We start from the raw sequence: 24,770 nt of genomic DNA, 5'->3' as shown, positions 1-24,770 counted from the left end.
TACCCCGCGTGCTGGAAGCGACGCCCGTTCCCGAGGGCGCGACGAGCCGGTTCGATTCCGGCGGGGAACCTATGAGTTCCGAGGGCGCGTTCCTGCGCCACCGCTTGCCGGGCGACGTGACGCCCGTCGACCTCGAGCGAGTGCTCTGGGCGGTCGTGATACTGGCCCTGCTCGCCGACGTCGTCACGACGTTCGTCGGCCTCCATATCGGCCTCTCCGAGTCGAATCCCGCCGCTCGCGGGGCGATCGAAGACTACGGGCTGGGCGGGATGCTCGCGCTGAAAGGGTTCGCCATCGGCGTCGGGCTGGTCTGTCGGCTCCTCCTCGAGCGGGAGTATCGCCCGATCGTCCCCGCCGGGCTCGCACTGCCGTGGCTGGCCGCCGCGGTGCTTAACGCCTACACGATCGCGAGCGTGCTCTGATTAGCCAGCCGTGGCCAGCAACAGGAACCCGTCAAACGGCGATATCGAAGGCCGCCGATCGACGAGTCGACTACGGGTTTCGCTCGAGGCCCCGTCGCCACTCCCGAACTTCGGCGAGGACCGCTTCCCACTGGTCGCGCCGGCCCGGAATCTCGCGGCCGGTCAGGCGCTCGCGTTCGGCCTCGAGTCGGTCGCGAATTTGACCCGGCTCCTCGACGTTCCAGAACGCGAGGTTCGAGCCGCCGGCGGTCTCGATCGTGACAGTCCCGTAGCCGACGACCCGGCCGATCGGATCCTGCTCAACGGTCGTGTTCTGGATCCGCTCGAGGGAGACGATTCGAACGGTCTGCCCGAGGACGCCGTGTCGGGTCGCGGCGACCGTATCCGTGACGACGAACGCCGTTCGCGAGACGCGGGCGTACTGCCACAGCGCCGGCGCGAGGACGACCGGCAGGCCGGCGAGGGCGACCGGCGGGAGCGCGTCGACGACGACCGCGGCCAGCAGGCCAATTGTGCCGACGAGCGCGAGCGTGGCCCACGGGAGGACGGTCTGGATTCGCGGGCCGGCCTGCCAGCGGATCCGATCGCCGTCCTCGAGCGGGAGCCACGGGGGAGCCGACGCCGACGGATTGGCGGCCGGTGTCGTCTCGTCGGCACCCCCGGACGACCCGCCGGCTTCAGATCGACTGGTCCTCGTCATACTCGTAGGACTGGCGGTCGTCGGCTCGCTGGGTCGCGGATCGGTTCTCGCTGGACGATTGGCCGGCTGCCCCGTCTTCGACGGCCGTTCGAATCGCTCGGAGTTCGGTGAGGATCTCCTCGAGCACGTCGTCTTTCGTGCGGTCGTCGGCGGAGTCGCCGCGCTCGCGTTTGATCCGCTCGCTGATCCGCTGCTGGACGGCCTTCGGGTCGGGAACTGACTTGAACGCCATCTCGACACCGGACCCGCCCGCAGTACTAACTTCGACGGACCCGTAGCCGAAGTGCGTGCCCAGCGCGCTCTGGCTGTAGGAGATGTCCTGGACCTTCTCGTGTTCGATCCGCTTGACGTCCCGCGAGAGCACGCCGGTCTTCTTGTACAGCGCGCGGTCGGTCACGACGTAGTGGGTGTTCGTCACGCGGAGGTACTCGCTGGCGATGATGACGACGCCGATCAGGACGATCGCCAGCGGAATCCCGATCGCAACGGCCGGAATGAGCGTTCGCCGATCCGGGCCGCCGGCCCAGACGACTTCCTCGTCGTCGTCCAGCGACAGCCACTCGAGGTCAGCGGTGTCGATGCCATCGGCTTCGATTCCGGTACTCATCGCGTTTCCTCCCCGTTGCTGGCCGCGTGCTCCCGTTTCAGCGAGAGCACCGTCCGATCGAACTCGCAGACGAGCGGTTCGTCCGGATCGTTCGCTTTGAACGCTTCGACGTGCATGGTGACAATTCCGCGCTCGCCGTCGCTGGTCTCGCGCTTGTCCGTGACCGTCGACCGGGCGCGGATTGTATCGCCGTGGAAGACCGGGTTCGGGTGTTCGACGCAGTCATAAGAGAGGTTCGCGACAATCGTCCCGTCGGTCGTCTCCGGGATCGAGACCCCGACGGCCAGCGACATCGTATAGAGGCCGTTGACCACCCGCTGACCGAATTCGGTGTCGGCCGCGAACTCCCCGTCGAGGTGGAGGGGTTGCTGGTTCATCGTCATATCGCAGAAGCGCTGGTTGTCGCTCTCGGAGATCGTCCGCCGGCGCTTGTGGTCGATGGTCTCGCCGACCGAAAACTCCTCGTAGTACAGTCCCGTCACGCGTTCGAAATCACGCAGATCCTACAAAAGCGTGGCGTCGTCTCGGGTTCGAGGCGCGTGCCGGAGACTGCCCTGCAACTCGACTTCCCCGATCCGAGCGACAGCGACGTTATTCGACCATGCCGGTCTCCTCGCCAGCGTCCTGCTGGACCCAGATGGTCTTCGTATTCACGAACTCCCGGATGCCGTGTCGGGAGAGTTCGCGGCCGTAGCCCGAGTCTTTCACGCCGCCGAAGGGCAGCCGCGGGTCGGACTTGACGAGTTCGTTGACGAAGGCTAGCCCGGATTCGAACTGGCGGGCGACTCGCTCGCCGCGCTCTAAATCTTCAGTCCAGACGCTTGCACCGAGCCCGAAGCGGGTGTCGTTTGCCTTCTCGATCGCGGTCTCCTCGTCCGGGACACGGAACACCGTCGCAACCGGGCCGAACAGTTCCTCCTGATCCGCGGGCGCGTTTTCCGGGACATCCGTGAGTACCGTCGGCGGGTAGAACGCGCCGTTGCGGTCCATCGGCTCGCCGCCGAGTTCGAGCTCGCCGCCCTGTTCGACGGTCTCCTCGACCTGCTCGTGGAGGTCGGCCATCAGATCGTCGCGGGCCTGCGGGCCGATATCAGTGTCATCGTCCATCGGATCGCCGACGACCTGCTCGTCCATCGCCTCGGTGAACCGATCGACGAACTCGTCGTAGACGTCCTCGACCACGATAAACCGCTTCGCTGCGATACAGGACTGGCCGTTGTTGATGAGCCGGGCCTGGACCGCCGTCTCCACCGTTTGCTCCATCGGCGCGTCCTCGAGCACGACGAAGGGATCGCTCCCGCCCAGCTCGAGGACGTTCTTCTTGAGCTGGCTACCGGCGGTTTCGGCGACCGCTCGGCCCGCCCCGTCGCTGCCGGTGATGGTGACGGCCCGGACGCGGTCGTCCTCGATCACCGCGTCGATCTCGCTGGAACTGATCAGCAGCGAGGTGAACGCGCCCTCCGGGAACCCCGCCTGTTCGAAGACGTCCTCGATGGCCCGCGCACAGCCGGGGACGTTCGAGGCGTGTTTCAACAGGCCGACGTTGCCCGCAGCGAGGTTGGGGGCGGCGAACCGGAACACCTGCCAGAACGGGAAGTTCCACGGCATGATCGCGAGCACCGGGCCGAGCGGCTGGTAGGCGACGACCGTGTGGGCGCTCTCGTCGCTCGCGATAACTTCGTCTTGTAGGTGTTCGGCGGCGTGTTCGGCGTAGTAGTCACAGACCCACGCGCACTTCTCGACCTCGTCGTGGGCCTGTCCGATAGGTTTCCCCATCTCCTCGGTCATCAGTTCGGCGTAGTCATCCGCGTTGTCCCGGAGGACCTCGGCCGCCTTCGAGAGGAGTCGCTGGCGGGTCCGGATCGGCGTGTCGCGCCACTTTTCGAAGGTTTCACTCGCTCGCGTTAGGTGTTCGTCTCGCTCCTCGGTCGACGTCTCTTCGAAGCTGTCGACGATGTCGCCGGTCGCCGGGTTGGTACTCTCGATAGACACGTGGCGATCGACCACGACGAACTGCTTAGTACGCGGGGTGTGTTTGGCAGCGACTAACGCAAGTCCTTTTGTAACGATAATTCATTTCGCACAACACCTATTCGTAAGGAGTTGCTAGCGACGACTATGACAGCAGACACGTCACGCGACGATTCACAGCCGCCGCCCGAAGCGCAAAAGACCGTCCTCTTCTGCCCGGAGTGTGGCCACGAGAGCCCGATCGCCGGCGATTGGGAGACGATGACGGCTGGCGACGAGCGATTACTCGTCTGTGCCGCCTGTGGGTCGGTCGTCGACCGCCGATCACGACGGCGAGTTGACCTCGCCGAAGCGGTGTAACACGGATTGCAGCTATTTTCGAGTGAAGTTACAAACGGCCGTGCAAACGGTCCGTCTGGAAAGAAATCGATATCGAAGCCGCTGGTGAGGGTCCCCCACCCCTCGTTCAGACTGAAAACGCGCTCGAGCGGGCGGGGTGGGTAGATGGATAAATACGAACGGGTCCCCGACCGGCAGCTGTCTCAGGAAAACGACTCGAGATCGACATCGCGGTCGATGTCGCGGTCCGCCGTCGACGAGTCTTGCTCACGGAGGTGGTCATAGGTCGGCAATTCCTCGAGCGAGGAATCGCGACGGACGGCCTTGACGATGTGTTTCGGATCGGTAACGAGACGGTGCAGGAGGTAACTGCCCTGTGACCGACCGCCGCCGGTCTTTTCGGACTCGATGACGCCGAGGAACGCCTGTTCCTTGAGTTGGCGGTAGAGTCCGTTCTCGGTGATCGGATCGTTGGCGACGAGTTCGCAGATTCCGACGTAGCGCTCGTAGACCTCTCGGGTTTTGTAGGTCTCTCGATCGCCCGTGATGATGCGGCTCGCGAGGGCGTATAAGGCAAGTTTCGCGTGGACGGTCGCGCCGCTGGTGAGTTCCTCGATGCGGTTGATCTCGGCGACCTCTTGGGCCTGCTGGATGTGCTCTTCCGAGACCGTCTCGCTGCCGGTGCGGCGGGCGAGTTCGCCGGCCTCCTTGAGGATCTCGATCGCCTTGCGCGCGTCTCCGTGTTTCTTCGCGGCGAGGGCCGCACAGAGTTCAATCGTGCCGCCCTCGAGCACGTCGGGCTGGAAGGCGTCCTCGCGATTGCGCATGATCTCCCGGAGCTGGGACGCGTCGTAGGGATGAAAGAACAGTTCGCGGTGGCCGAAGCTGCTGTCGATCCGTTCGTCGAGGGTCTCCCGATACTGGACCTTGTTGCTGATCCCGATCACGCCGATGTACGCGTCGGTTTTCCGGGCTTCGCGAGCGCGCGAGAGCTGCATCAGAATGTTGCTGTTGTCCAGTTTGTCGATTTCGTCTAAGATAACGATGACTGCGTCGAAACACGCCTCGAGAATGCGCCAGATGTGCTGGTAGTACTCCATCGTCCCGACGCCCCGAAGCGGGATGTTTTGGTGGTAGTCAGTCTGTTCTTTCAAATTGAGCGCCAACTGGCGCGTCGTTCGGGTTTCCGTGTTCGCCTCGGAACAGTCGACGTAGAGCACGCCGCAGTCGATATCGTTGCTCCGCGCTGCGTCTTGGGCTCGAGTCGCGACGTGCCGAGAAATGAGACTTTTGCCGGTTCCCGTCTTGCCGTAGAGCATTACGTTGTTCGGCGGATCGCCGCGCGTGATCGCACCGACCTCGGCCGCGACGGATTGGATCTCGTCGTCACGGCCGACGATCCGGTCCTCATCGGGGACGTGACCGACGTGGAGGAGTTCCTTCCGATTAAAGATGGGGTCGTGAGATTCGAAGAGCGGATCCCCACCCGTCTGCTCAGCCATAGTTTCGTTCTGGAAGACTGTCTTTATAAATCTATGGAAGGTAGTTCAGACTGATAGACGTCCGAGAGAGCCGTGACAAATGCTTTATAAGCCAGATATAGTACAGTTACACCGCTCAGCCGGATGCAGACTGAAATCACGTCCGGAGCGCTGCACACCCCTCGTTCAGACTGAAAGGACAAGGCAGCAGAAGGAGCGGATGGGAGGTATCCGGAGATATGAGATGACCCCGGTTGGACGGAGAACTGATCACTCTGTCGGGCGGAGTCACGGACCGATTTCTCGCTGGCTCGAGTCGCTCTCACGGTTGCCCTACTCGAAGGGGATCGGTTAGACGACAGTCGAAAGGACAGTTCGGATTCCCCGGCATCCATCGACGCCCATCCCTGCTCGGATCGGTTTTCACTCTGAACAGGGGGTGTGGGTCCCATCACCGTCAGTTATCCGTCTGACCGCCCCCTCGTGCAGAGTGAAAACGTCCGAAACTATGACCGATCGTTTCACTCTGCACGAGGGGTGGGAACGATTCTCGAACTGACGGACACTGGCCGAACGTTCGTCCCGCCGTCTGGCCCTAGTGTCCGTCGGCTCGTTTTTCACTCTGCACGAGGGGTGTCTGTCAGTTGAACACCGGTCACGGTGCCTGCGGTCCATTCAGCGATGGCAGCACAGTCACTGTCGGTCGAACCGCCTCGAGACGGGGGACACCCGAGCGACCCCCTCTCCGTCGAAACGCGCCGGCACACCGACGACTTTGACCCTGGCCATCCGAGATGGCAACATGGTCCGCAGAAGCGTGCTGTTCACGCCCGGTGATCGACCCGAAATGTGCCGGAAAGCGCCCGAGTCCGGAGCGGACGTGGTCGTCTTCGACCTCGAGGACGCCGTCTCCCCCCAGCGAAAGGCCGAGGCCCGCGAGGCCGTTCGAGATGTCCTGACCGACTCCGAGTTCGATCCCGGTTGCGAGGTCTGCGTTCGCGTCAACGGGACCGCCGAGACTCGAGCGGCCGATCTCGAGGCCCTGTTCGGAACCGGACCCGACGGCGCTCTCGAGAGCGTCATGCTGCCCAAAGTCGGCTCGCCCGACGATATCCGCGGGCTCGTCGACGAACTCGAAGGGCACGGCGCGTCGCCGCCCGTTTTCGCGCTGATCGAAAGCGCCGCCGGCGTCCTCGCGGCACCCGAGATCGCGGCCGTGCCCGCGACCGACGCGCTGGTGTTCGGCGCGGAAGATCTCTCGGCGGACATCGGGGCGACTCGGACCGCGGAGGGAACCGAAGTGCTCTACGCGCGAGAACGCGTCGTGCTCGCCGCGGCGGCCAACGAGTGCACCGCGATCGACACCATCGTCTCCGACTTCGAGGACGAGGAGGCGCTGCGCGAGGACGCCGACTTCGCGATCCAGTTGGGGTACGATGGCAAACTGGCGATCCACCCCGCACAGGTCGGCCCGATCAACGAGGCGTTTACGCCGTCGGCCGCGGACCGCGAGTGGGCGATCCGCGTCCTCGAGGCCAAACGCGAGGCCGACGCCGAGGGGCGTGGCGTCTTCGCGGTCGACGGCGAGATGATCGACGCGCCGCTGATCGCCCGCGCCGAGCGGATCGTCGAGCGGGCCGAGGCCGCCAACCAAACCTGAACAAACGATCAGTATAAAAGGTGCTTTGAACGATCAAATTGGACGGGGATCCCATTCCATGATAGATATTCGCTACGCTTATCCCTCGGTCGCCGGAATCATCTGCGTATGAGCGATGATACCAACCCGTTCGAAAGCCTGCAGTCACAGATCGACGACGCGGCGGCGTACCTCGATGTCGGCGACGACGTTATCGAGCGGCTCAAACACCCCGAGCGAGTGCTCGAGACGAATCTCACGATCGAACGCGACGACGGCGACCTCGAGCGGTTTACGGCCTTCCGCTCGCAGTTCAACGGCGACCGCGGCCCCTACAAGGGCGGCATCCGCTATCACCCGCAGGTCTCCCGCGACGAGGTCAAGGCGCTCTCGGGCTGGATGACCTACAAAACCGCGATCGTCGACATTCCGCTCGGCGGCGGCAAAGGCGGGATCGCGGTCGATCCGGACGACTACTCCGAAGCGGAACTCGAGCGGCTCACCCGCTCGTTCGCCAAAGAACTCCGCCCGCTGATCGGGGAGGACCGAGACGTTCCCGCCCCTGACGTGAATACGGGCCAGCGGGAGATGAACTGGATCAAAGACACCTACGAGACCCTCGAGAACACGACCGAACCCGGCGTCATCACGGGCAAAGCGCTCGACTCCGGCGGAAGCGAGGGCCGCGTCGAGGCGACCGGTCGCTCGACGGTCATCGCCGCCCGCGAGGCCTTCGACTACCTCGACAAAGATCTCGAGGACGCGACCGTCGCCGTACAGGGCTACGGCAATGCCGGCTGGATCGCCGCCAAACTGATCGACGAGATGGGCGCAACCGTCGTCGCCGCCAGCGACTCGAGCGGCGGTATCTACAACGCTGACGGCTTCGATCCGGTCGCGGCCAAGGATCACAAGAACGAGACCGGCAGCGTCGTCGGTTACGAGGAAAGCGAGGCGGAACTCACGAACGAGGAGGTCCTGACCCTCGACGTCGACCTGCTGATCCCGGCCGCACTCGAGAACGCGATCGACGCCGACCTCGCCGCGGACGTCGAGGCGAACGTCATCTCGGAGGCCGCGAACGGGCCGCTGACGCCCGCGGCCGACGAGGTACTCGAGGAGAAAGACGTCTTCGTCATTCCGGACATCCTCGCGAACGCGGGCGGGGTCACCGTCTCCTACTTCGAGTGGGTCCAGAACCGCCAGCGCTTCTCCTGGTCCGAAGAGCGAGTCAACGACGAACTCGAGACGGTCATCGTCGACGCCTTCGACGCCCTCGTCGAGACCTACGAGGAACACGACCTCGAGAACCCACGAACCGCGGCCTACGTCGTCGCGGTCCAGCGGGTCGCCGACGCTTTCGCGGAAGCCGGGAGCTGGCCCTGATTCGGGGCCGGTTATCCCAGTCACGAACCCGGTCTGTACGGCCGATCGAGTCACGGGCGCGGTCGATTTCCTTCCGGGCTGACAGACGGTCGTCGTTCCAACAAACACTTACCAACTGAACCGCCATTTCTCAGGAAATGAATCGACGAACTGTTCTCGCCGGCGCTGGAGCTGCAGGCCTCGCCGGCCTCTCAGGCTGTTTAGGACTGATCGGCATGGACGAACACGAGTCCTCGCCCGCCGGGGTCGAGGCCGACGCGCGATCGGCGACCGGCTACGACCAGATCGGTATCGAGGAGGTCGTCGTCGAGCGGGAGGTCGGCCCGCTCTCCGAGCAGGTCAGCGTCACGAACTACAAGACGACCCACGAGAAGTCGGTGGATATGGGCCCGCTGGGCCAACAGCGCGGTGCCGTCTTCATCGTCCTGACGACGCCGCAGGTCTCCCTGCTCGGTCGGGAGTTCAATCCCGTCGAAGAGATGTCCGCCACCGAACTCATGGAACTCGTCGCGAGCAACTACGACGGACTCGGCGACGTCTCCCCCGACGAGGAGTTCTCCGTCTCGATCCTCGAGGAGGAGACCACGCGCTCGCGGTTCACCGGCGAGGCCCAGTTCGACGGCGCGGACGTCGATGTCGACGTCCACGTCAGCGAAGCCGTCGAGGCCGGCGAGGACCTGCTCGTCAGTATCGGCGTCTATCCCCAGCAACTCCGGGGCCAAGAGGAGGACAACATCGTCTCGCTCATGGAATCCGTTACCACCGACGTCGACGAGGACGCCTCGAGCGGGGATGGCGGGTCCGACGGCGACGGCGGCAACGAGAGCAGCGATGACTCAGGAAGCGGCAACGAGACCAACAGCAGCGACGGCAACGAAAGCGACGACGGGCTCCTCAACTGAGCCGGTCCGGCGACCGGGTCGAACGGGAGAGTCGCTCGGTGTTCGACAGCCGCGCCGATCGCGAGAACTGCTCAGCATTCGGCAGCCCCACCGCCTCGAGCCCGCAGCTACCGGCACCGTCTACAGCCCCAGTTCTCGGCCGATCACTAAGTGTTGGATCTCGCTAGTGCCCTCGCCGATCTCCATGAGCTTCGCGTCGCGGTAGAACCGTTGCGGTGCGAAATCGGTAGTGTAGCCGTACCCGCCGAGGACTTGGACGGCGTCCTCTGCCACTTCGCGGGCCGCCTCGCTGGCGTCGAGTTTCGCGAGCGCGGACTCTCGGGTGACCGGATCGCCCTGGTCGTACGTCCGCGCAGCGCGGAGGGTGAGCAGTCGCGCCCGCTCGGTCTTGCGGTGCATGTCGACGATCGTGTCCCGGACCGCGTCGAACTCGCAGATCGGCTGGCCGAACTGTTCGCGCTCTTTGCTGTAGGACTTGGCGTGTTCGTAGGCCCCCTGTGCGAGTCCCGTCGAGAGCGCGGCGATGGAGATGCGACCCCCGTCGAGGGTCTTTTTCGTCTGTTCCCAGCCCTCGCCTTCCTCGCCGAGCAGGCGGTCCTCCGATAGGTGCACGTTCTCGAGGGAGATTTCGCAGGTCGGCGAGGCGTTCAGCCCCATCTTGTCCCAGATCGTCGTCACCTCGAAGCCGTCGTCTTCGCGCGGGTCGACGATGAACGTCGAGATGCCGTCGTAGCCCGCATCGGCGTCGGTGACCGCCTTGACGAGGATCGAGCCGGCCTCGGAGGCGTTCGTGATGAACTGCTTGGTGCCGTCGAGGACCCACTCGTCGCCCTCCTTTCGGGCGGTCGTGTCCATGTCCGACGCGTCGGAGCCGCTACTTGGTTCGGTCAGCGCCCAGCCGCCGACGTACTCGCCCTCGGCGAGCGGGCGCAGCCAGCGCTCTTTCTGGGCCTCGGAGCCGAACAGTTCGATGGGTTTCGACGCGAGCGACGTGTGAGCGACGTAGGAGAGCCCGACCGCGCCGGAGACGCGGCCGAGTTCCTCGGCGACCAGCGCGTACATGAGCGTGTCGCCGCCGAGCCCGCCGTACTCCTCGGCAATCGGGACGCCCATCACGTCGAGGTCGGCCAACTGGTCGAAGATTTCAGCGGGGAACCGATGCTCGTCCTCGATCTCTTGGGCGATCGGCTCGATCTCCCGTTCGCAGAAGTCCCTCACGGTCTCCCGGATCATCCGGTGTTCGTCGGGCAGGTCGAACTCCATACGTGACACTTGCTAGCGCCCGAAATAAGCGCACCGCCGATCCGTAGATCCCACGGCGATGGCCGTCTCCCGCGACCCGTCTCGACGGGTCTACTGCCAGCCGCGGTCGTCGTCCTCGTCGGAGTCGGTCGACCCGTCTCGATCGCCCCGCTGGTCCCGGCCGTCCGGCCCACTCCGATCGTCGGATTCGTCGTCCCAGCCGCCGGAATCGTCCCATCCGCTCGAGTCGTTTCGACCGTCCAACCGGTCCCGACCATCGGAATCGCCCCAGCCCGACCTGTCGTCTGATTCGAACCCGCCAGATTCGGTTCCGTCTCCGTCGTCGTCCCGGCCGGCCGGTCCGAGACCGCCGTCACGAACCGCCTCACGCCGATCGGGGATGAGGTCGAGGTCGCCGTCGGTGTCACCGAGGATCAATAACGCGTAATAGCGGAAGTACGTCGTGATCGGGACGTAAAACAGCAAGGCAAAGACCGCAAACAGGACGAGCCCGACGATGGCAACCAGAGCCGCCAGTATCAGGCCGATCATATCGAGGGCGATGAACAGCAGGAAGGCGACGATCCCGAACGGAATCGCCAGTATCAGCCCGCCGAATCCGAGGACGATCCCGGCGGCGATACCGACGATGAGCTGGAGAACCCAGACTAGCAGCAAATAGACGACGTAGTCGGCCCAGCTCGCTTTCAGCGTCGTCCAGAACCGACGCCACGAGGCGAGCACGCCGCGGTCCTCGAGCAGCATGATCGGCGTAACGAAGTCGGTAGTAAATCGCATCACGATACTGTAAATGATCCCCAGCGCGAGCGCATAGAGGATGTAGAGCAGGAGAAGGCCGGCCGAAACGCCGTCGAAGCCCGACTCCATCGAGAGGAAGACGACCGCGGCAGGGACGATCGCGAGGATGCCGAACAGGAGTTGGAGCCCGAGCCGGAAGAGGAACAGCCACAGTCCCGCCCCGAGGTTCGCCGAGAAGTAGCGCCGGAGACCCACGTCGGACGAGCGAAGCGACTCGAGGAAAACGAACTCCATGACCGCGGCGATGAACTCGTAGGCCAGCCAGAGCACGAGGAGGAGCGCGAGGATCGCAAGCGCCCAGAAGAGCACGTCGTCGACGGGAACGTCCGTGGCTCCAGTCGGCTGTTCGCCCTCGAACGTCGGCTCCTCGGTACCCGTTCCGAAGTTTCCGGGGACTCCGCCCATCCCGCCGATGCCGGACGAACCCACGAAAAAGACGACGAGCGCGAGCTTGAGCCACGTCCCTTTTCGAACCGGTGTCAAGCGGTTTCGCGTGACATCGATCGCATCGCCGAGATCGTCGATCGCATCCATATTATGCACGGATACTTTCGCCGCAGTGATAATAATACTGTTCTGACGGGCGGCGGCGGACGAGTCGAACGCTTGACCGGTCGATGGCAGACACGTTCTCCCGGCAACACTTCGAGGAACATTTAACCACAACTGCCGACAGTGCGAGTATGGATATCCGCCGGCTCGCACGAGGATCCGTCGAGTGGAGCCGCATCGAGCGTGTCGTCCGTACGCTGGCGGATCGCTACGACCGGGAGGAGGTCCGCGTCGAGTTCCTCGAGGCCGACAACTGGCTCTCGACGCCTTGCGTGATCGACGACGAGTGGTTCGTCAAGATCGTCACCCGGCAGAACGCGCTGGTCCACGCCGTGCTGACGACCGGCCGAAACGTCGGCGCGTTCTCCTCCGGAAGTGAGGGCTTTTTCGACCGGTTCGATACCCCCCGGGAGATGGTCGAACACGAGTACGCGGCCACCGAGCGAATGCGCGAAATCGGCGTCAACGCGCCCCAACCGATCGACGCCTTCGAGGTCAACGGCCTCGGGGTCCTCGTCCTCGAGTACCTCCCAGACTTTCGGTCCCTCGACGACGTCTCCGACGATATCGTTGCGGATCGAGCCCCCGAACTGTTCGCGATGCTCGCGACCGTCCACGACCACGGGCTCGCCCACGGAGACCTGCGGGCCGAGAATATCCTCCTCTGTGACGGCGAGTTCTACTTCATCGACGCCACCAGCGTCAACGACGACCGCGTCGACGAGACCACGGCCTACGATCTGGCCTGTGCGCTGGCCGTCCTCGAGCCCCGAATCGGTCCGCGGGACGCCGTCGACGCGGCCGCGACGGCCTACGACCCCGACGCGTTGCTCTCCGCGCGGGAGTTCCTCGACTTCGTCCGACTCCGGCCCGACCACGAGTTCGACTCGACGACCCTGCGGAGCGAACTCGAGAAGGCGGCCGATCTGGGCGGGCAGTGACCGGGCAGGAGGACGGCCGGCGACCGAGCCGACAAGCGGCCGCGGCACAGGCCAGTGCAGGCACCACGGGTTTTCCCGAAGTGGCGCTATGGTCGCGCATGTGCGCAACGTTTACCGACGAGGATGTCGGGAAGCGGGTCGAAACCGCCGGCGGCGACCGGCTCGGCACCGTTACGATGACCGAAGAGGGGACGGCATACATCGACGCCGACGAGGGTGCGACGAGCGCGATCCAGTCGATCCTCGAATGGGAGACCGACGAGGGCATCGTCCCACTCGATGCGAGCGCCGTCAGCAAGATCACCGACGATGCGATTCGGCTCGAGGCCGAGCACGACTCGCTCGCGGCGTCGGACGAGGGGGCCGATCCCGTCATCGAGCGCGACGAGAGCACCGACGCACGAACCGACAGCGACGAACAGCGGACCATGGGGCCGCCATCTGGAACGCCCGACGAACCGGCTGCAAGCGAAGAGGGACGGACCGGCGAGGGCCTCGAGCCCTCCACGGAGGGGATGACCGAAGCGGGCGACGAACGCCACGAGGATGTAGAGGACGCGCCGCCGGAAGGCGAGCGGACCGTGACCGAGGATCGCGGGAAAGAAGAGGACCGATAAGCCGGACTGTAGACTCTCGAAAGATCGGAGGTGGCCCCCGTGTGAGGATATATTACAGCAAAACGCGTACTGTGTGGTGTGTCCGAAAACCGCTCCACGCAACGGCGACGTCACAACCGATCCTTGCCCGTTCGCGGGGGACTCGCCGTCGTGGTCGCCGTGCTGGCGAACGCGGCCCTGGTTGTCGGCGTCGGCTCGCTCGATCTCGCCCCGGGGTTTCAGGCGTTGACGCTTCCACCGGTCGCCTTTCTGTCGGCACTCGGAGCCGCCGGTGCGGCCGTCGTCTACTGGCTGCTGAGCCGGTACGTCGCGGACGTCGATCGCACCTTCCTGCGCGTTGCGGGTGCCGTGTTGGTCCTCTCGTTCGTCCCCGATATCGCCTTGCTCACCGCCGACCCGGCGGCTACTGTGCTCGGCGTCGTCCTCCTCATGATCATGCACGTAATCGTCGCCGGCGTGGCGGTCGGGACGCTCGTCTACTGGGGCCGTGATCGATGACCCGAACCGTGCTCGTGACGGGAGCCACCGGAACCGTCGGGCAGCATGTCGCTGGTGCACTCGCGGACCGTCCCTGTGACAGCCGCGTCGGCGTCCGCGATCCGGAGGCCGCGCAGTCTTCCATCCCGCCTACCGCCGACATCGTGGCGTTCGATTTCGAGAAACCCGAGACGTGGGGACCGACGCTATCCGGCGTCGACAGTCTCTTCCTCGTTCGGCCACCCATAGTCGACGACGGGACCGTGGCGGCGTTCGCCGAGGCGGCAGACCGCGTCGGCGTCACCCACATCGCGTATCTTTCCACGCTGGGCGCGGACAAGAACGTCCTCGTTCCGCATCATCGCATCGAGAAACGGGTCGTGGCGACCGACGCCGCTCACACACTATTCCGCGCGTCGTTTTTCATGCAGAACCTCCTCGAGGTCCATCGGGCCGACATCGTCGGTCGTGACGAAATCTTCGTACCCGCCGGTGACGGGAAAACGAGCTTCGTCGACGCACGCGATCTCGGCGAAATCGCGGCGATCGTACTGACCGAATCCGGACACGAGGACCGAGCCTACGATCTCACCGGCCCCGAAGCACTCACCTATCACGAGGTCGCGGCGATTTTTAGCGACGTTTTGAATCGGCCGATCACGTATCCGCGGCCCTCTCTGGTGGAATTCGGGGCTCGCATGCGTCGGCGCGGGGCCCCACTGGGCTTTATCCTGCTCATGTGTGGAATCTACACGACGGCGCGTCTCGGGTTAGCCGGTCGCGTCGCCGATGACAGTCGGCGGATTCTCGGTCGGGACCCACACGGAATGGGGACGTTCGTCAAGGACTATGCGGATGACTTCCGAGCCGATTCCCCGACCACCGGGAGCCGAATCTGACGCGAGCGGTTCCACCTGACTCGAGCCGTGTGAATTACCAGCAGGATTTTCACCGCTGCCGCCGTTCGTTTGTATATGAGCCAGCAACTCGAACAGGGACACGGCCACTACATCGGCGGCGAGTGGACCGACGCGGAACGGAGTCCCTCGAGCAGTCGGACGAAGTCCGACGACGGGGACGGAACCACCTTCGAGAGCGAGAATCCCGCCACCGGGGAGACGCTGGCGACCTTCCAGCGCGGGACCGAAGCCGACGTCGACGCGGCCCTCGAGGCGGCCGAGGACGCGTTCGAGGAGTGGCGGGCCCTGTCCTACATCGACCGCGCGGAGTACCTCTGGGACATCTATCACGAGCTTCGGGAGCGCCACGAGGAACTGGGCGAGATCGTCTCGAAGGAGTGCGGTAAGGAGATCTCCGAGGGGAAAGCAGACGTCACTGAGGCGTGGCACATGGTCGAGTGGGCGGCGGGCAACGCGCGCCACCCCCACGGCGACGTGGTTCCGTCGGAGGTCGCGGGCAAGGACTCGTTCATGCGACGCAAACCGCGGGGCGTCATCGGCTGTATCACGCCGTGGAACTTCCCCGTCGCGATCCCGTTCTGGCACATGGCCATCGCCTTAGTCGAGGGCAACACCGTCGTCTGGAAGCCCGCCGAGCAGACGCCGTGGTGCGGTCAGATCATCGCCGAGATGATGGACAACGCCGGAATTCCGGACGGGGTCTTCAACATGGTACAAGGATTCGGCGACGCCGGCGCGGCCATCACTGACGACTCTCGCGTCGACACTGTGCTCTTTACCGGCTCCGCGGAGGTCGGCCACGAGATCGCCGGCAAAGTCGGCGGCGAACCCGGCAAACTCGCTGCCTGCGAGATGGGCGGCAAGAACGGGATCGTCATCACCGAGGAGGCAGATCTGGACATCGCTGTCCACGCCGCGGTGATGAGTTCGTTCAAGACCACCGGCCAGCGTTGCGTCTCGAGCGAGCGCCTGATCGTCCACGAGGACGTCTACGACGAGTTCAAAGCGCGGTTCGTCGACATCGCCGAGGACATCGCCGTCGGCGATCCGCTCGCCGAGGACACGTTCATGGGGCCGGCCATCGAGGCCGACCACCTCGAGAAGATCCGCCAACACAACGACCTCGCTCGCGAGGAGGGCGCGACCGTCTTGGTCGATCGGTTCGAACTCGAGGAGAGCGAGATTCCCGGCGGTCACGAGGACGGCCACTGGGTCGGCCCGTTCGTCTACGAGATCGACTACGAATCCGACCTGCGCTGTCTGAACGAGGAGTGTTTCGGCCCGCACGTGGCCCTGCTCGAGTACGCGGGCGACATTGAGGACGCGGTCGAAATCCACAACGACACCCCCTACGGGCTGGCGGGAGCGATCATTTCCGAGGACTACCGCCAGCTCAACTACTTCCGCGACCGCGCGGACATCGGACTCGCGTACGCGAACCTGCCGTGTATCGGCGCGGAAGTCCAACTCCCCTTCGGCGGGGTCAAGAAGTCCGGCAACGGCTACCCCAGCGCCCGCGAGGCAATCGAAGCCGTCACCGAGCGGACCGCGTGGACGATGAACAACGCCGACGATATCGAGATGGCACAGGGGCTATCGGCGGACATCAAGACATCCGAGGACTGAGGAAGACACTCGAGGCCGTCTCGACGCGCCACTCAAGGGCGAGCCCGACAGCGACGGACCGTCGTTCGATTTCCCAGCGGTATTAACCGAACACTCGTCTTTCAGTTTCTACTCGCGAACGAATCGCTTATCCGGGGATTCGTGGAAGGGGCGAGTACATGAAGGCAGTCGTTCTCGCGGCGGGTCAGGGAACACGAATGCGACCGCTGTCGGAGTCGGTGCCCAAACCGATGCTCCCGGTCGCCGACCGACCGCTCGCAGCCCACACCGTCGACGCGGCGATCGAGGCCGGAGCCGACGAAATCGTGCTCGTGATCGGCTACGAGGCCGAGACGGTTCGGGACTACTTCGGTGCCGAGTTCCGGGGGGTCCCCGTCTCCTATGCCGTCCAAGAAGAACAGGCCGGAACCGCCGACGCGGTCAACGCCGCTCGAGACCACCTCGAGGGTCCCTTCGCGGTCCTCAACGGCGACAACCTCTACGATCAGGCCGCGATCGATCGGCTCTTCGACGCCTGCCCGGCGGTCTGTGCGATCGAGGTCGACCGACCGAGCAACTACGGCGTCCTCAGCACCGAACCCAGCGGGGATCGCGTCACCGAAATCGTCGAAAAGCCCGACGAGCCGCCGACGAACCTCGCCAACGCCGGAGCCTACGCCTTCCCGGCCGAGGCCCGCGAGTGGCTCGAGGTGCCGGCAAGCGAGCGCGGCGAACACGAGATTACCGACGTGATCGCCCGCGTCATCGACGCATACGACGTCACACCCGTCACGCTCGAGCGCTGGCTCGACGTCGGCCGGCCGTGGGAGCTACTCGAGGCAAACGAGTGGAAACTCGGCGACCTCGAGCGCCGCATCGACGGCGACGTAAGCGAGGACGCCACGCTCGAGGGGCCGGTGGTCGTCGAGGAAGGCGCAACGGTCGACCCCGGCGTCGTGATCGAGGGGCCGGCACTCGTCCGGGAGGGCGCGGAGATCGGCCCGAACGCGTACGTCCGCGGTGCGACGCTGGTCGGCCGGGACGCGGAAGTCGGCCACTCGGTCGAGATCAAAAACAGCGTCGTCTCGCGGGGCACGTCGGTCAGTCACCTCTCTTACGTCGGCGACAGCGTGCTCGGCCGGAACGTCAATTTCGGCGCAGGGACGAACGTCGCGAACCTCCGCCACGACGACGCCGATATCAAGTTCACCGTCAAGGGTGACCGCGTCTCGACCGGCCGCCGGAAGTTCGGCGTCGTCGCCGGCGACGAGGCCAAGACCGGCATCAACACGAGTCTCACGCCCGGTCTGAAACTCGAGGGCGGTGCGACCACGCGCTCCGGCGAAACCGTCGACCGGGACCGGTAACCGGTACCGACGAATCGTCCCAAACGCCGTTTGCGGGCCGTTACCAGCGCTTTTGGCCAATAGTTTTCTTCCGGTAGCCGTTGCTCGAGCAACAGCCCTTATATTGTTCTGTTGACTGGTGGCACGCATGTCGACGGCGACGGTTCGCGGAACGATCAGGGGGATGGGGAAACGAGCGAATCCGGCGTTTGCGGTCGCTGTCGTGGTGGTGCCGCTCATCGCGCTCGGCTACGCGGTGACGGCCGCGACGGTCCAACAGCACACCTACGTCCACGTAATGGCGGGAGTGCTCTGGACGGGCTTCGATATCTTCATCGGAGCCGTCCTCGGGCCGGTCATCGGCGGTCTCGACGACGAACAGAGCGCGGCGGTGTTCCAACGGCTCACGCCCAAGACGGCGTTTCTCCTCCCGTCGCTGGCGTTCGTGACGATCGCCGGCGGCATCACGCTGGCCCAACGAATGGGCATGTTTCCCCATGCCGAGTCGTGGTTGGCGCTGTTTACCGCGGCGAACCTGATTCCGATCCTGTTGCTCCTCGGCTGGCGGCTGAACGCGTGGCGTGACCGGCGCTGGCAGGTCCCGTTCGTCCTCGCGACGGTCGGCTCGCTCGCGTGGGTCGGGCTCACCATCGACGGCTTCGCGATGACCGAGCCCGCGATCGCCGTCGCGCTCGGGATCGTCACGATCCTCTCGGTGCAGGGCTTTGGCTTCCTGCTGCCGGGCGAACTCCGAATGTACAAGGAGATGCGCTCGCCGAATCCGGATGCGTCGATCATCGCCGCGATCGGCCAACAGAACGCGATGCTCGGCGGCGTGCAGGGTTTTTTCCAACTCGTCCTCATCCTCGATATGGTCTACCTGCGCTACGGCGGATTCCCGTTCTGACTCGCGAGAACGACGAAGATGGCTCTGGAGAGTCGCGGAGCGACCGGCTGAACGGAATCGAAACGAGAGGCGAGGCGAAAGGTGGGACGAGGAGACGGGTGCGGGCGTGGCTCGGTTCCCGGGAAACCGAGCGCGCGACGGGCCGGAGCGACGCGCAATGCCGGTGAGACGTGAAAAGCGCCTATGCCGGCACCCGTACCCAGAACGTGCCGAGATAAAAAGTCAGCGGTCGGGGTCGACTCAGTGTGCGCAGCCGCGGCCGGGACCGCTACAAGCGCCGATCACGCAACGCCGGGAACTCCTCGCGAACGTTCGCCACCGTCTCCGGCTCGATCTCGGTCGTAACCAGCGCCGGCTCGTCGCCGCTCGAGGCCAGCGAGACGCCCCACGGGTCGTAGACGCTCGAGCGGCCCAACAGGGTGGCGTCGTCGAACTCGCCGGCACCGTTGATCGTCGCGACGTAGGCCTGATTCTCGATGGCGCGGGCCCGCGAGAGCGTTTTCCAGTGTTCGATGCGCGGATAGGGCCACGCGCTCGGGACGAGAATCAACTCGACGCCGTCCTCGACCAGCCGCCGGTAGAGTTCCGGGAACCGCAGGTCATAACAGGTGGTCACGCCGACGGTCAGCCCGCCGATCGACGCCGTCTCGAGTCGCTCGCCGGGGACCAAAAGCTCCGATTCGGCCGATTCGTAGCCGAACAGGTGGTGTTTCCGGTAGACGAGTCGAAGGTCACCGTCGGCATCGAACAGCGCAGCGGTGTTCGCCAGCCCGTCGTCGGCGGGCGTCTCGACGGTTTCGGTCGCCCCCAGATCCTCGACGATGCTGCCCGCGAGGACGGCGATTCCGTGGTCAGCGGCCGCCTCTCGGAGGCGGGTAAACGTCTCGCCCGCGAACGGCTCCGCGTTGCGCGCGTAGAGATCGAACGCGAAGTAACCCACGTTGAACAGTTCCGGCAGCGCGACCAGATCGGCCCCGCGGTCGGCGGCCCGCGCTACCGCCTCGAGCGCCCGATCGACGTTCGCCTCGACCTCGCCGGCTTCCACCCGGAGCTGTGCGAGCGCGAGGGTGAGCGAGTCGCCGGTGTCGCCTCCAGCGGCCTCGCGGTTCGTATCGACGGTCATACTCCCACCGTGGCCTCCAGCATCCTTACTGTGTCGTCTGGAGGTCCCGCTCGAGCGCGCGCTGTAAGTTCTCGAGTTCCGAATCGAGGTTGCGCTTGAAGAACTTCTCGACGCCCGGGAGCTTGCCGTCGACGACGAACGAGTTCTCGAGGCGCGCGCCGTCGTCGGTTTCGACGATTTCGTGTGTCCCGGTGACCTCGAGGACCTTCGATTTGCCGACGAATTCGACGTACTCGGGCGGTCTTCGGGTGACGTCTTCGGTGTTTACGGTGACAGTCTTGCGGACGAGCGGGATGGGGAGTTGCACGTGCCAGGTCACCCGCCGCCCGTCGGAATCGTCTACCGAATACTCCTCGACGACGCTGATCGCCCGGGCGCGGTTCGCCGGATCGGCGATGAACTCCCAGACCCGCTCGGGCGACGCTGACACGTCGAACGACCGGTTGACCCGTACAGTCATGCCCGTACGTGTGCGATTGTCGGATAAAAAGACCGTGGACCGCGGGCGGTTGGTGGGGGCGATTCGAGCGGTGGGTCAGTCCCGCCGGAGCCCGATTCGACGCTGCTCAACTGATCGTAACGCGCCACGTCGTCGACCGAGCGCGGCCCCACTTCTCGATATCGACTTCGTCCGTCTTCTCCGCGAGATGGGGGAGTCGAGCGCCTACCTGTTTCGACGAGAGTCCGATCGCGTCCGCGATGTTTTTCGCCCGGAAGTACTGCTCGCCGCGGGCGGCGCTCTCGCGGAGGTACGAGATAATTCGCTGCTCTTCGTCGGAATAGTCGGTCATCGTCCGTGGGTCCCTCTAGGTTGTCGTCGGTCTTAACTTTTAACGGCCGATACGGCCCGATCGCAAAGCGGTTGCCGTCGTCGCTCGGGGGCGAGCCGGGTTCGATCGTCGTCAGTGCCAGTAGAGATGGATGCCGACGACCGCCAGCGAGCTAAAGAGGACGGCCGCGGCAAAGCCCCACGCCGCGGTCACGTCCGGTGCGCCAGTAAGCATCAGTAGTGCGCCGATCACCGCGAGTGCGCCCAGAGCGAGCGCCAGTCCGACGCCCTTGTCGGTCGTCTCGGATTCCGTAGCCATGTCCGGGCGTTGTGTGTGGGGTCTCTTAACTTCACTCATTCGGACGAACTGTCGGGCTCGACAGGCAGCGGCTTTCAGCTCACCTCGACCAGCGACGATGGCCAGGCCCGCGCTGCAGCGGGTGGGGCCGATCAGTTGATTGTCGTGTGCTCGGACTCTTCGTTCAGCGCGAGATTCGCTGCGATTTCGGCGTTTCGCATCGCGTACTGTGCGGTCTGCTGGAGGCTGACGAGCACTTCACGGATCCGCAGCAGGTCCTCGTTGTCCATCTCGGGCAGCCCCGAGAGGATTTCCTGCTCGAGGTCGTCGATCTCGTGGAACAGCTTGCGGACCTCGTTCGATTTATCGTAATCGCGCTCGACGGCCGCTTCGACGGCTCGAGACGTGATCTCGTCGACGAGGTCGTTCAGCTCTCGGATCTGGCGCATCACCGAACTGTCGACGTTTAAGGTGTGGCCCTCGGTTTCGATGACAATCTCGGCGATATCCTCGCCGTTGTCGGCGGTCAACTCGAGGTTCTTCGCGATCGAGCGGTAGCCGATCAGCGGAAAGCCGGTGTTCAGGCCGACTGCTCGCGCGAGGTTGGGGTTCTGGTAGGCCGTAAAGATCAGGCGCAAGAGCAGGACGAAGATCTTGTTCGCCTGTCGCTCCCGGTTCAGAGCGCGCTGGGCCAGATCGGGGTTGCCGTGGGCAAGCGCTTTGATCCCCTCGCCGCGCATCGTCTGTCCCGTTCGTTCGAGGCGCTCTAAGAGGTTGTCGAGCGTGAAGTCCTCGGGGTCGACCGAACAGCGGATCGAGATGCTCTCGGGGGTCTCCTCGATGACGCCGAGCCCCATCAGCTGGGTCTCGGCCTGATAGACCGCGTTGATGTGATCGGACTCGAGGGCCCCGTCTTCGCGCTCGATGCGGATGATGCGCCGCCCGAGGACGTACTGGGCGACGATCGCGCGCTCGACGGCGTCAGCGTCGAGGTCGTCGGTGTGGATGATCGCTTCCGTTTCCTCCGAGTTAGCGGATTCGGGCATCACGGTCAGGGTCCCCTTCCCGCTGGTCCGCAGGGAGACCTCGTCGCCTTTCTCCACGTCGTGTTCGGACGCCCACTCCGCGGGGAGCGTCATCGCGAGCGTCGATGGGCCGAGTCGTTGCACTTTCCGCGTTTCCATGCAACACCCTACGATCGACCCGGCCTTAATCTTGACTATATGGTCATTATCCACAACCGAATCGTTATATGGTTGATTTCTACTGCCGTTCCGACGAACACCTTATATGCCCACGTGCAAACGGAGTAGTCCTTAGACACTGCAGCGGATACTCAGACGACGTTAACTAGACGGGTGGTAAACCGACCCGTGCGGACCTGCAGCCAGCCGCGGAGTTCCTCGTCGATTTCCTCGTCGTCGGTATCGACGCGCAGCGAATCGATCCCGTCGAGTTTCTCGGCGGCCGCGACGACCGCGATCTCGTCGGCTCGCCGAATCACCGCTGGCGAAATCTGGTGGTTCCCACGGCCGAAAACGAACCCTTGCCCGCCGATCGGCGAGACGACGATCGTGACCGGGTCCGTAAGGGCCTCGAGGATATCCGACTCCGCGCCGTCGCGGGCGAGTACTTCGCCGTGCTCCGCGCTCGAACTGTCCGCGTTTCCGTCCGCATCGTCGCGTTCGGCCGCACGCCAGACGTCGACGCCGAGCGGCGACGGCTCGATGCCCAGTTCTTTCTCGATTGCGCCGACGGTGCTTCCGGGTCCGAAGACGTAGGTCCGACCCGGTTCGACCTCGCGGGCGAATCCCGCGGCCAGCGAGTCGACGCTGCCGCTCGAGACCTGCTTGCTCGATTGGACCGCCGGCGCGACGGGGACCGGGACGACGGCTTTGAGTTCCGTCCGCACCTCGCCTTCGCGGTACGCGTCCTCGTCGATGTCGTTGACCTCGCGAGTCTCGGTCCGGTCGAACTCGGCGGCGATCCGGCCGGCGTCGGCCGGCGTCACGCCGAACACCGACGAGTAGATCTTGACGCCCGCTGGTACGCCGAGCAGCGGCGTCTCGCTCTCGGCCGCCTCGAGCACTTCGGCCACGTCGACGGCGGTTCCGTCGCCGCCGACGAAGAACACGAGATCGACCTCGCGCTCGAGTAGCGCGCGGACGGCCGCCCGGGTATCGGCTGCGGTCGTCGAGGCGGTTTCGGTGTCGCTGGCGTCGGTGTCGGCCGGTTCGTAGACGACAGTGGGCTCGTAGCCCGCGTCTCGCGCCGCGCGTTCGCCCATTTCGCCGGCAGCCGTATAGACGGTGAGCTCGGGCGCGCGACGATGCAGCGATCGCAGCGCCTCCCGCGCTCGGTCCGGCGCTCGCGGCTCCGCGCCGCGGCGGCGCGCCTCGGCGACGTTTCCGTCGGTTCCCTTCAGTCCGACCCGACCGCCCATCCCCGCGATCGGGTTGACGACGACGCCGATGGACTCCATGGCGGGGGATGGGAACCCCAGTCGGAAAGCCGTATCGCAGGACGTGCCGGGGCCATCCCGCCGATCGGGAGGCATCGACGCCTACGAAACTCGAGTCCGAGTCGCGGCGACCAACTCGGTTTCTGAAAGGTTAAGAGGGACGCGGACGGATCGCCGATCATGTCTGCACTGATCGACGCCGCCGTTCTCGCGACGGAAACGGGAGCCGAACCGGAGCTACCGATGGCCGTCGTCGGCTGGGGAGCGCTCGCACTGGGCTTGCTGGTCACGATCGCGTGGCTCGCCTCCTTCTACCGCTGATACGGTTTCCTGTAACGGTTTCCGGTTGGACCGCAGGACGGTCGCGGTCCCACCGGCACTGACTTACAGTAGACCGTATGAAAACTCACGACGTTCACGGAGAGTCGACGCGCTCGCGGAGCCACGCGGCCGCCTCCGCGACGGTCGCCCCGTCAGTCCCGTTCAGTTCGATCCGGACCGACTCGCCGGGATAACTCCCGACGGCGACGTCGAATCGCTCGCGGAGATCGGCGATCCGATCGAGCAGCGCGCTCTCCGGTTCGTCGGCAACGACCGTCTCCCGGTAGGTCGGCGTCCCCGTGAACTCCTCGGCGATCGACTCGAACATCGCTTTCATCTCCGAGGGCACGCCGGGCAGCACGTAGACGCCTTCCAGCGCCGCCCCGGGGGCGACTCCCGGTTCGTTGTGAAGCGCCCGCGCGCCCGCCGGTAACTCCGCCGTCCCCGACGCGAGATCCTCGCGGGTGTAGCCGTCCGCCTCGAGCCACGCGAGAGCGTCGTCGTGTTCCTCGACCGAGCGGCCGAGCGCGGCCGCGACGCCGTCCATGGTGAGGTCGTCGTGTGTCGGCCCGAGGCCGCCGGTGACGATCACGGCGTCGTACTCGGCGCGGTACTCGTTGACGACGCGGGCGATATCGCCGATTCGATCCGGGACCGTGGTCACCCGTTCGACATCGACGCCGCGGCCTGCGAGCCGCTCGCAGAGCCATGCGGCGTTCGTGTCCGTCGTTCGTCCGGCGAGCAGTTCGTCCCCGACCGTTACGACCGCGACGTTCATACCGGTCGTTCGCGCCCGGTCCTCAAATGGGTCTCGCCCTCGAGTGGATCACTGCCACTGGCACGAAGTTTGATCAAACACCCAACAGAATCATCAAATATCATATAAAGTAATACTCACGATAACCACAAGATTCAATTCAGGTAA

At 65.0% G+C, this 24,770-nt stretch carries 27 protein-coding genes; 13 read left to right on the top strand and 14 right to left on the bottom strand.

All coding sequences use genetic code 11. The annotated features are described in order from the left end of the window. Positions 1 to 71 precede the first annotated feature (71 nt). On the top strand, positions 72 to 422 hold the full coding sequence (locus ACJYUO_RS02680) for a DUF5658 family protein (RefSeq protein ID WP_494343865.1): 351 nt from the start codon (positions 72 to 74) through the stop codon (positions 420 to 422). Positions 423 to 492: 70 nt separating this feature from the next. Here the strand turns inward: ACJYUO_RS02680 and ACJYUO_RS02675 are convergent, their stop codons facing one another. The 4 genes from ACJYUO_RS02675 to ACJYUO_RS02660 form a co-directional block, all read right to left on the bottom strand. Then, complete coding sequence (locus tag ACJYUO_RS02675) at positions 493 to 1,122, bottom strand: PH domain-containing protein (RefSeq protein ID WP_494343864.1); 630 nt, start codon at positions 1,120 to 1,122, stop codon at positions 493 to 495. Continuing rightward, complete coding sequence (locus ACJYUO_RS02670; protein WP_494343863.1) at positions 1,100 to 1,729, bottom strand: PH domain-containing protein; 630 nt, start codon at positions 1,727 to 1,729, stop codon at positions 1,100 to 1,102. Before ACJYUO_RS02670 ends, ACJYUO_RS02675 begins: the two co-directional genes overlap by 23 nt. Continuing rightward, positions 1,726 to 2,211, bottom strand: a complete 486-nt coding sequence (locus ACJYUO_RS02665) for a MaoC family dehydratase (RefSeq protein WP_494343862.1) — start codon at positions 2,209 to 2,211, stop codon at positions 1,726 to 1,728. Before ACJYUO_RS02665 ends, ACJYUO_RS02670 begins: the two co-directional genes overlap by 4 nt. Positions 2,212 to 2,320: 109 nt before the next feature. After that, the gene (locus ACJYUO_RS02660; protein ID WP_494343861.1) at positions 2,321 to 3,721 is read right to left on the bottom strand and encodes an NAD-dependent succinate-semialdehyde dehydrogenase; all 1,401 of its coding nucleotides are present in this window, start codon (positions 3,719 to 3,721) and stop codon (positions 2,321 to 2,323) included. A 126-nt stretch (positions 3,722 to 3,847) separates the two neighbouring features. Here ACJYUO_RS02660 and ACJYUO_RS02655 point away from each other — a divergent pair, with 126 nt between their 5' ends. Further along, a complete protein-coding gene (locus ACJYUO_RS02655) occupies positions 3,848 to 4,060 on the top strand; it encodes a DUF8106 domain-containing protein (RefSeq protein WP_494343860.1) in 213 nt (70 codons plus the stop codon). A 182-nt stretch (positions 4,061 to 4,242) separates the two neighbouring features. Here ACJYUO_RS02655 and ACJYUO_RS02650 read toward each other — a convergent pair whose 3' ends face one another. Continuing rightward, positions 4,243 to 5,541, bottom strand: coding sequence for a Cdc6/Cdc18 family protein (locus ACJYUO_RS02650; protein WP_494343859.1), 1,299 nt, complete (start codon positions 5,539 to 5,541; stop codon positions 4,243 to 4,245). A gap of 781 nt (positions 5,542 to 6,322) precedes the next feature. Here ACJYUO_RS02650 and ACJYUO_RS02645 point away from each other — a divergent pair. The 3 genes from ACJYUO_RS02645 (at position 6,323) to ACJYUO_RS02635 (ending at position 9,447) form a co-directional block, all read left to right on the top strand. Further along, entirely contained in the window at positions 6,323 to 7,180 is an 858-nt protein-coding gene (locus ACJYUO_RS02645; RefSeq protein WP_494343858.1) for an HpcH/HpaI aldolase/citrate lyase family protein, read from the top strand. Between the two features lie 108 nt (positions 7,181 to 7,288). Further along, on the top strand, positions 7,289 to 8,545 hold the full coding sequence (locus ACJYUO_RS02640) for a Glu/Leu/Phe/Val family dehydrogenase (protein WP_494343857.1): 1,257 nt from the start codon (positions 7,289 to 7,291) through the stop codon (positions 8,543 to 8,545). 137 nt (positions 8,546 to 8,682) lie between these two features. Further along, positions 8,683 to 9,447 (top strand): DUF6517 family protein, encoded by a 765-nt coding sequence (locus tag ACJYUO_RS02635; RefSeq protein WP_494343856.1) that lies wholly within the window; start codon positions 8,683 to 8,685, stop codon positions 9,445 to 9,447. Positions 9,448 to 9,567: 120 nt separating this feature from the next. Here the strand turns inward: ACJYUO_RS02635 and ACJYUO_RS02630 are convergent, their stop codons facing one another. Further along, entirely contained in the window at positions 9,568 to 10,710 is a 1,143-nt protein-coding gene (locus tag ACJYUO_RS02630; protein ID WP_494343855.1) for an acyl-CoA dehydrogenase family protein, read from the bottom strand. Positions 10,711 to 10,800: 90 nt separating this feature from the next. Then, complete coding sequence (locus tag ACJYUO_RS02625; protein WP_494343854.1) at positions 10,801 to 12,042, bottom strand: DUF7544 domain-containing protein; 1,242 nt, start codon at positions 12,040 to 12,042, stop codon at positions 10,801 to 10,803. 149 nt (positions 12,043 to 12,191) lie between these two features. Between ACJYUO_RS02625 and ACJYUO_RS02620 the strand changes: the two genes are divergently transcribed. From ACJYUO_RS02620 to ACJYUO_RS02590, 7 genes are all read left to right on the top strand, one after another. Next, positions 12,192 to 13,001, top strand: a complete 810-nt coding sequence (locus ACJYUO_RS02620; protein WP_494343853.1) for an RIO1 family regulatory kinase/ATPase domain-containing protein — start codon at positions 12,192 to 12,194, stop codon at positions 12,999 to 13,001. 98 nt (positions 13,002 to 13,099) lie between these two features. Next, positions 13,100 to 13,618, top strand: coding sequence for a DUF8593 domain-containing protein (locus tag ACJYUO_RS02615; protein WP_494343852.1), 519 nt, complete (start codon positions 13,100 to 13,102; stop codon positions 13,616 to 13,618). A 78-nt stretch (positions 13,619 to 13,696) separates the two neighbouring features. Then, positions 13,697 to 14,116 (top strand): DUF6069 family protein, encoded by a 420-nt coding sequence (locus ACJYUO_RS02610; protein WP_494343851.1) that lies wholly within the window; start codon positions 13,697 to 13,699, stop codon positions 14,114 to 14,116. Beyond that, entirely contained in the window at positions 14,113 to 14,994 is an 882-nt protein-coding gene (locus ACJYUO_RS02605) for an SDR family oxidoreductase (RefSeq protein WP_494343850.1), read from the top strand. The genes ACJYUO_RS02610 and ACJYUO_RS02605 overlap by 4 nt, the downstream gene beginning before the upstream one ends. Before the next feature lie 75 nt (positions 14,995 to 15,069). Then, a complete protein-coding gene (locus tag ACJYUO_RS02600) occupies positions 15,070 to 16,641 on the top strand; it encodes an aldehyde dehydrogenase family protein (protein ID WP_494343849.1) in 1,572 nt (523 codons plus the stop codon). Between the two features lie 158 nt (positions 16,642 to 16,799). Further along, positions 16,800 to 17,987, top strand: coding sequence for a bifunctional sugar-1-phosphate nucleotidylyltransferase/acetyltransferase (glmU, locus tag ACJYUO_RS02595; RefSeq protein ID WP_494343848.1), 1,188 nt, complete (start codon positions 16,800 to 16,802; stop codon positions 17,985 to 17,987). Between the two features lie 163 nt (positions 17,988 to 18,150). After that, a complete protein-coding gene (locus ACJYUO_RS02590) occupies positions 18,151 to 18,873 on the top strand; it encodes a hypothetical protein (protein WP_494344424.1) in 723 nt (240 codons plus the stop codon). A 268-nt stretch (positions 18,874 to 19,141) separates the two neighbouring features. Here ACJYUO_RS02590 and ACJYUO_RS02585 read toward each other — a convergent pair whose 3' ends face one another. The 6 genes from ACJYUO_RS02585 to ACJYUO_RS02560 all read right to left on the bottom strand — a co-directional run bounded on the left by ACJYUO_RS02585 (position 19,142) and on the right by ACJYUO_RS02560 (position 23,545). Further along, positions 19,142 to 19,996: a carbon-nitrogen family hydrolase gene (locus ACJYUO_RS02585; RefSeq protein WP_494343847.1), complete on the bottom strand. Its 855-nt coding sequence runs from the start codon at positions 19,994 to 19,996 to the stop codon at positions 19,142 to 19,144. Between the two features lie 25 nt (positions 19,997 to 20,021). After that, positions 20,022 to 20,456 carry an SRPBCC family protein gene (locus ACJYUO_RS02580; protein ID WP_494343846.1) on the bottom strand — a complete coding sequence of 145 codons (435 nt, stop codon included), beginning with the start codon at positions 20,454 to 20,456 and terminating at the stop codon, positions 20,022 to 20,024. Positions 20,457 to 20,562: 106 nt separating this feature from the next. Continuing rightward, complete coding sequence (locus ACJYUO_RS02575; protein WP_006429547.1) at positions 20,563 to 20,787, bottom strand: DUF7123 family protein; 225 nt, start codon at positions 20,785 to 20,787, stop codon at positions 20,563 to 20,565. Positions 20,788 to 20,898: 111 nt separating this feature from the next. Continuing rightward, on the bottom strand, positions 20,899 to 21,084 hold the full coding sequence (locus ACJYUO_RS02570) for a DUF7525 family protein (RefSeq protein ID WP_138245779.1): 186 nt from the start codon (positions 21,082 to 21,084) through the stop codon (positions 20,899 to 20,901). A gap of 131 nt (positions 21,085 to 21,215) precedes the next feature. After that, on the bottom strand, positions 21,216 to 22,247 hold the full coding sequence (locus tag ACJYUO_RS02565) for a PhoU domain-containing protein (protein ID WP_494343845.1): 1,032 nt from the start codon (positions 22,245 to 22,247) through the stop codon (positions 21,216 to 21,218). Positions 22,248 to 22,399: 152 nt separating this feature from the next. Next, entirely contained in the window at positions 22,400 to 23,545 is a 1,146-nt protein-coding gene (locus ACJYUO_RS02560; RefSeq protein ID WP_494343844.1) for an ATP-NAD kinase family protein, read from the bottom strand. A gap of 159 nt (positions 23,546 to 23,704) precedes the next feature. On the opposite strand from ACJYUO_RS02560, the gene ACJYUO_RS02555 reads away from it, so the two are divergent. Continuing rightward, complete coding sequence (locus ACJYUO_RS02555) at positions 23,705 to 23,845, top strand: hypothetical protein (RefSeq protein WP_494343843.1); 141 nt, start codon at positions 23,705 to 23,707, stop codon at positions 23,843 to 23,845. A gap of 94 nt (positions 23,846 to 23,939) precedes the next feature. Here ACJYUO_RS02555 and ACJYUO_RS02550 read toward each other — a convergent pair whose 3' ends face one another. After that, positions 23,940 to 24,623, bottom strand: a complete 684-nt coding sequence (locus tag ACJYUO_RS02550) for a competence/damage-inducible protein A (RefSeq protein ID WP_494343842.1) — start codon at positions 24,621 to 24,623, stop codon at positions 23,940 to 23,942. Positions 24,624 to 24,770: the final 147 nt, after the last annotated feature.

The organism is Natrinema sp. CRL1, from assembly GCF_059162405.1.
Note: the sequence above shows the minus strand (reverse complement) of the source record. Positions and strands in the feature narration are given on the sequence as shown.

Bases quoted from the DNA above. Each gene is read 5' to 3' on its own strand.
- ACJYUO_RS02550 (WP_494343842.1), bottom strand. From the start codon at position 24,623: ATGAACGTCGCGGTCGTAACGGTCGGGGACGAACTGCTCGCCGGACGA.
- ACJYUO_RS02650 (WP_494343859.1), bottom strand. From the start codon at position 5,541: ATGGCTGAGCAGACGGGTGGGGATCCGCTCTTCGAATCTCACGACCCC.
- ACJYUO_RS02655 (WP_494343860.1), top strand. From the start codon at position 3,848: ATGACAGCAGACACGTCACGCGACGATTCACAGCCGCCGCCCGAAGCG.
- ACJYUO_RS02680 (WP_494343865.1), top strand. From the start codon at position 72: ATGAGTTCCGAGGGCGCGTTCCTGCGCCACCGCTTGCCGGGCGACGTG.
- ACJYUO_RS02575 (WP_006429547.1), bottom strand. From the start codon at position 20,787: ATGACCGACTATTCCGACGAAGAGCAGCGAATTATCTCGTACCTCCGC.
- ACJYUO_RS02630 (WP_494343855.1), bottom strand. From the start codon at position 10,710: ATGGAGTTCGACCTGCCCGACGAACACCGGATGATCCGGGAGACCGTG.
- ACJYUO_RS02615 (WP_494343852.1), top strand. From the start codon at position 13,100: ATGTGCGCAACGTTTACCGACGAGGATGTCGGGAAGCGGGTCGAAACC.
- ACJYUO_RS02580 (WP_494343846.1), bottom strand. From the start codon at position 20,456: ATGACTGTACGGGTCAACCGGTCGTTCGACGTGTCAGCGTCGCCCGAG.
- ACJYUO_RS02605 (WP_494343850.1), top strand. From the start codon at position 14,113: ATGACCCGAACCGTGCTCGTGACGGGAGCCACCGGAACCGTCGGGCAG.
- ACJYUO_RS02570 (WP_138245779.1), bottom strand. From the start codon at position 21,084: ATGGCTACGGAATCCGAGACGACCGACAAGGGCGTCGGACTGGCGCTC.
- ACJYUO_RS02585 (WP_494343847.1), bottom strand. From the start codon at position 19,996: ATGACCGTCGATACGAACCGCGAGGCCGCTGGAGGCGACACCGGCGAC.
- ACJYUO_RS02560 (WP_494343844.1), bottom strand. From the start codon at position 23,545: ATGGAGTCCATCGGCGTCGTCGTCAACCCGATCGCGGGGATGGGCGGT.
- ACJYUO_RS02555 (WP_494343843.1), top strand. From the start codon at position 23,705: ATGTCTGCACTGATCGACGCCGCCGTTCTCGCGACGGAAACGGGAGCC.
- ACJYUO_RS02625 (WP_494343854.1), bottom strand. From the start codon at position 12,042: ATGGATGCGATCGACGATCTCGGCGATGCGATCGATGTCACGCGAAAC.
- glmU (WP_494343848.1), top strand. From the start codon at position 16,800: ATGAAGGCAGTCGTTCTCGCGGCGGGTCAGGGAACACGAATGCGACCG.
- ACJYUO_RS02675 (WP_494343864.1), bottom strand. From the start codon at position 1,122: ATGACGAGGACCAGTCGATCTGAAGCCGGCGGGTCGTCCGGGGGTGCC.
- ACJYUO_RS02600 (WP_494343849.1), top strand. From the start codon at position 15,070: ATGAGCCAGCAACTCGAACAGGGACACGGCCACTACATCGGCGGCGAG.
- ACJYUO_RS02635 (WP_494343856.1), top strand. From the start codon at position 8,683: ATGAATCGACGAACTGTTCTCGCCGGCGCTGGAGCTGCAGGCCTCGCC.
- ACJYUO_RS02565 (WP_494343845.1), bottom strand. From the start codon at position 22,247: ATGGAAACGCGGAAAGTGCAACGACTCGGCCCATCGACGCTCGCGATG.
- ACJYUO_RS02590 (WP_494344424.1), top strand. From the start codon at position 18,151: ATGGGGAAACGAGCGAATCCGGCGTTTGCGGTCGCTGTCGTGGTGGTG.
- ACJYUO_RS02620 (WP_494343853.1), top strand. From the start codon at position 12,192: ATGGATATCCGCCGGCTCGCACGAGGATCCGTCGAGTGGAGCCGCATC.
- ACJYUO_RS02670 (WP_494343863.1), bottom strand. From the start codon at position 1,729: ATGAGTACCGGAATCGAAGCCGATGGCATCGACACCGCTGACCTCGAG.
- ACJYUO_RS02640 (WP_494343857.1), top strand. From the start codon at position 7,289: ATGAGCGATGATACCAACCCGTTCGAAAGCCTGCAGTCACAGATCGAC.
- ACJYUO_RS02645 (WP_494343858.1), top strand. From the start codon at position 6,323: ATGGTCCGCAGAAGCGTGCTGTTCACGCCCGGTGATCGACCCGAAATG.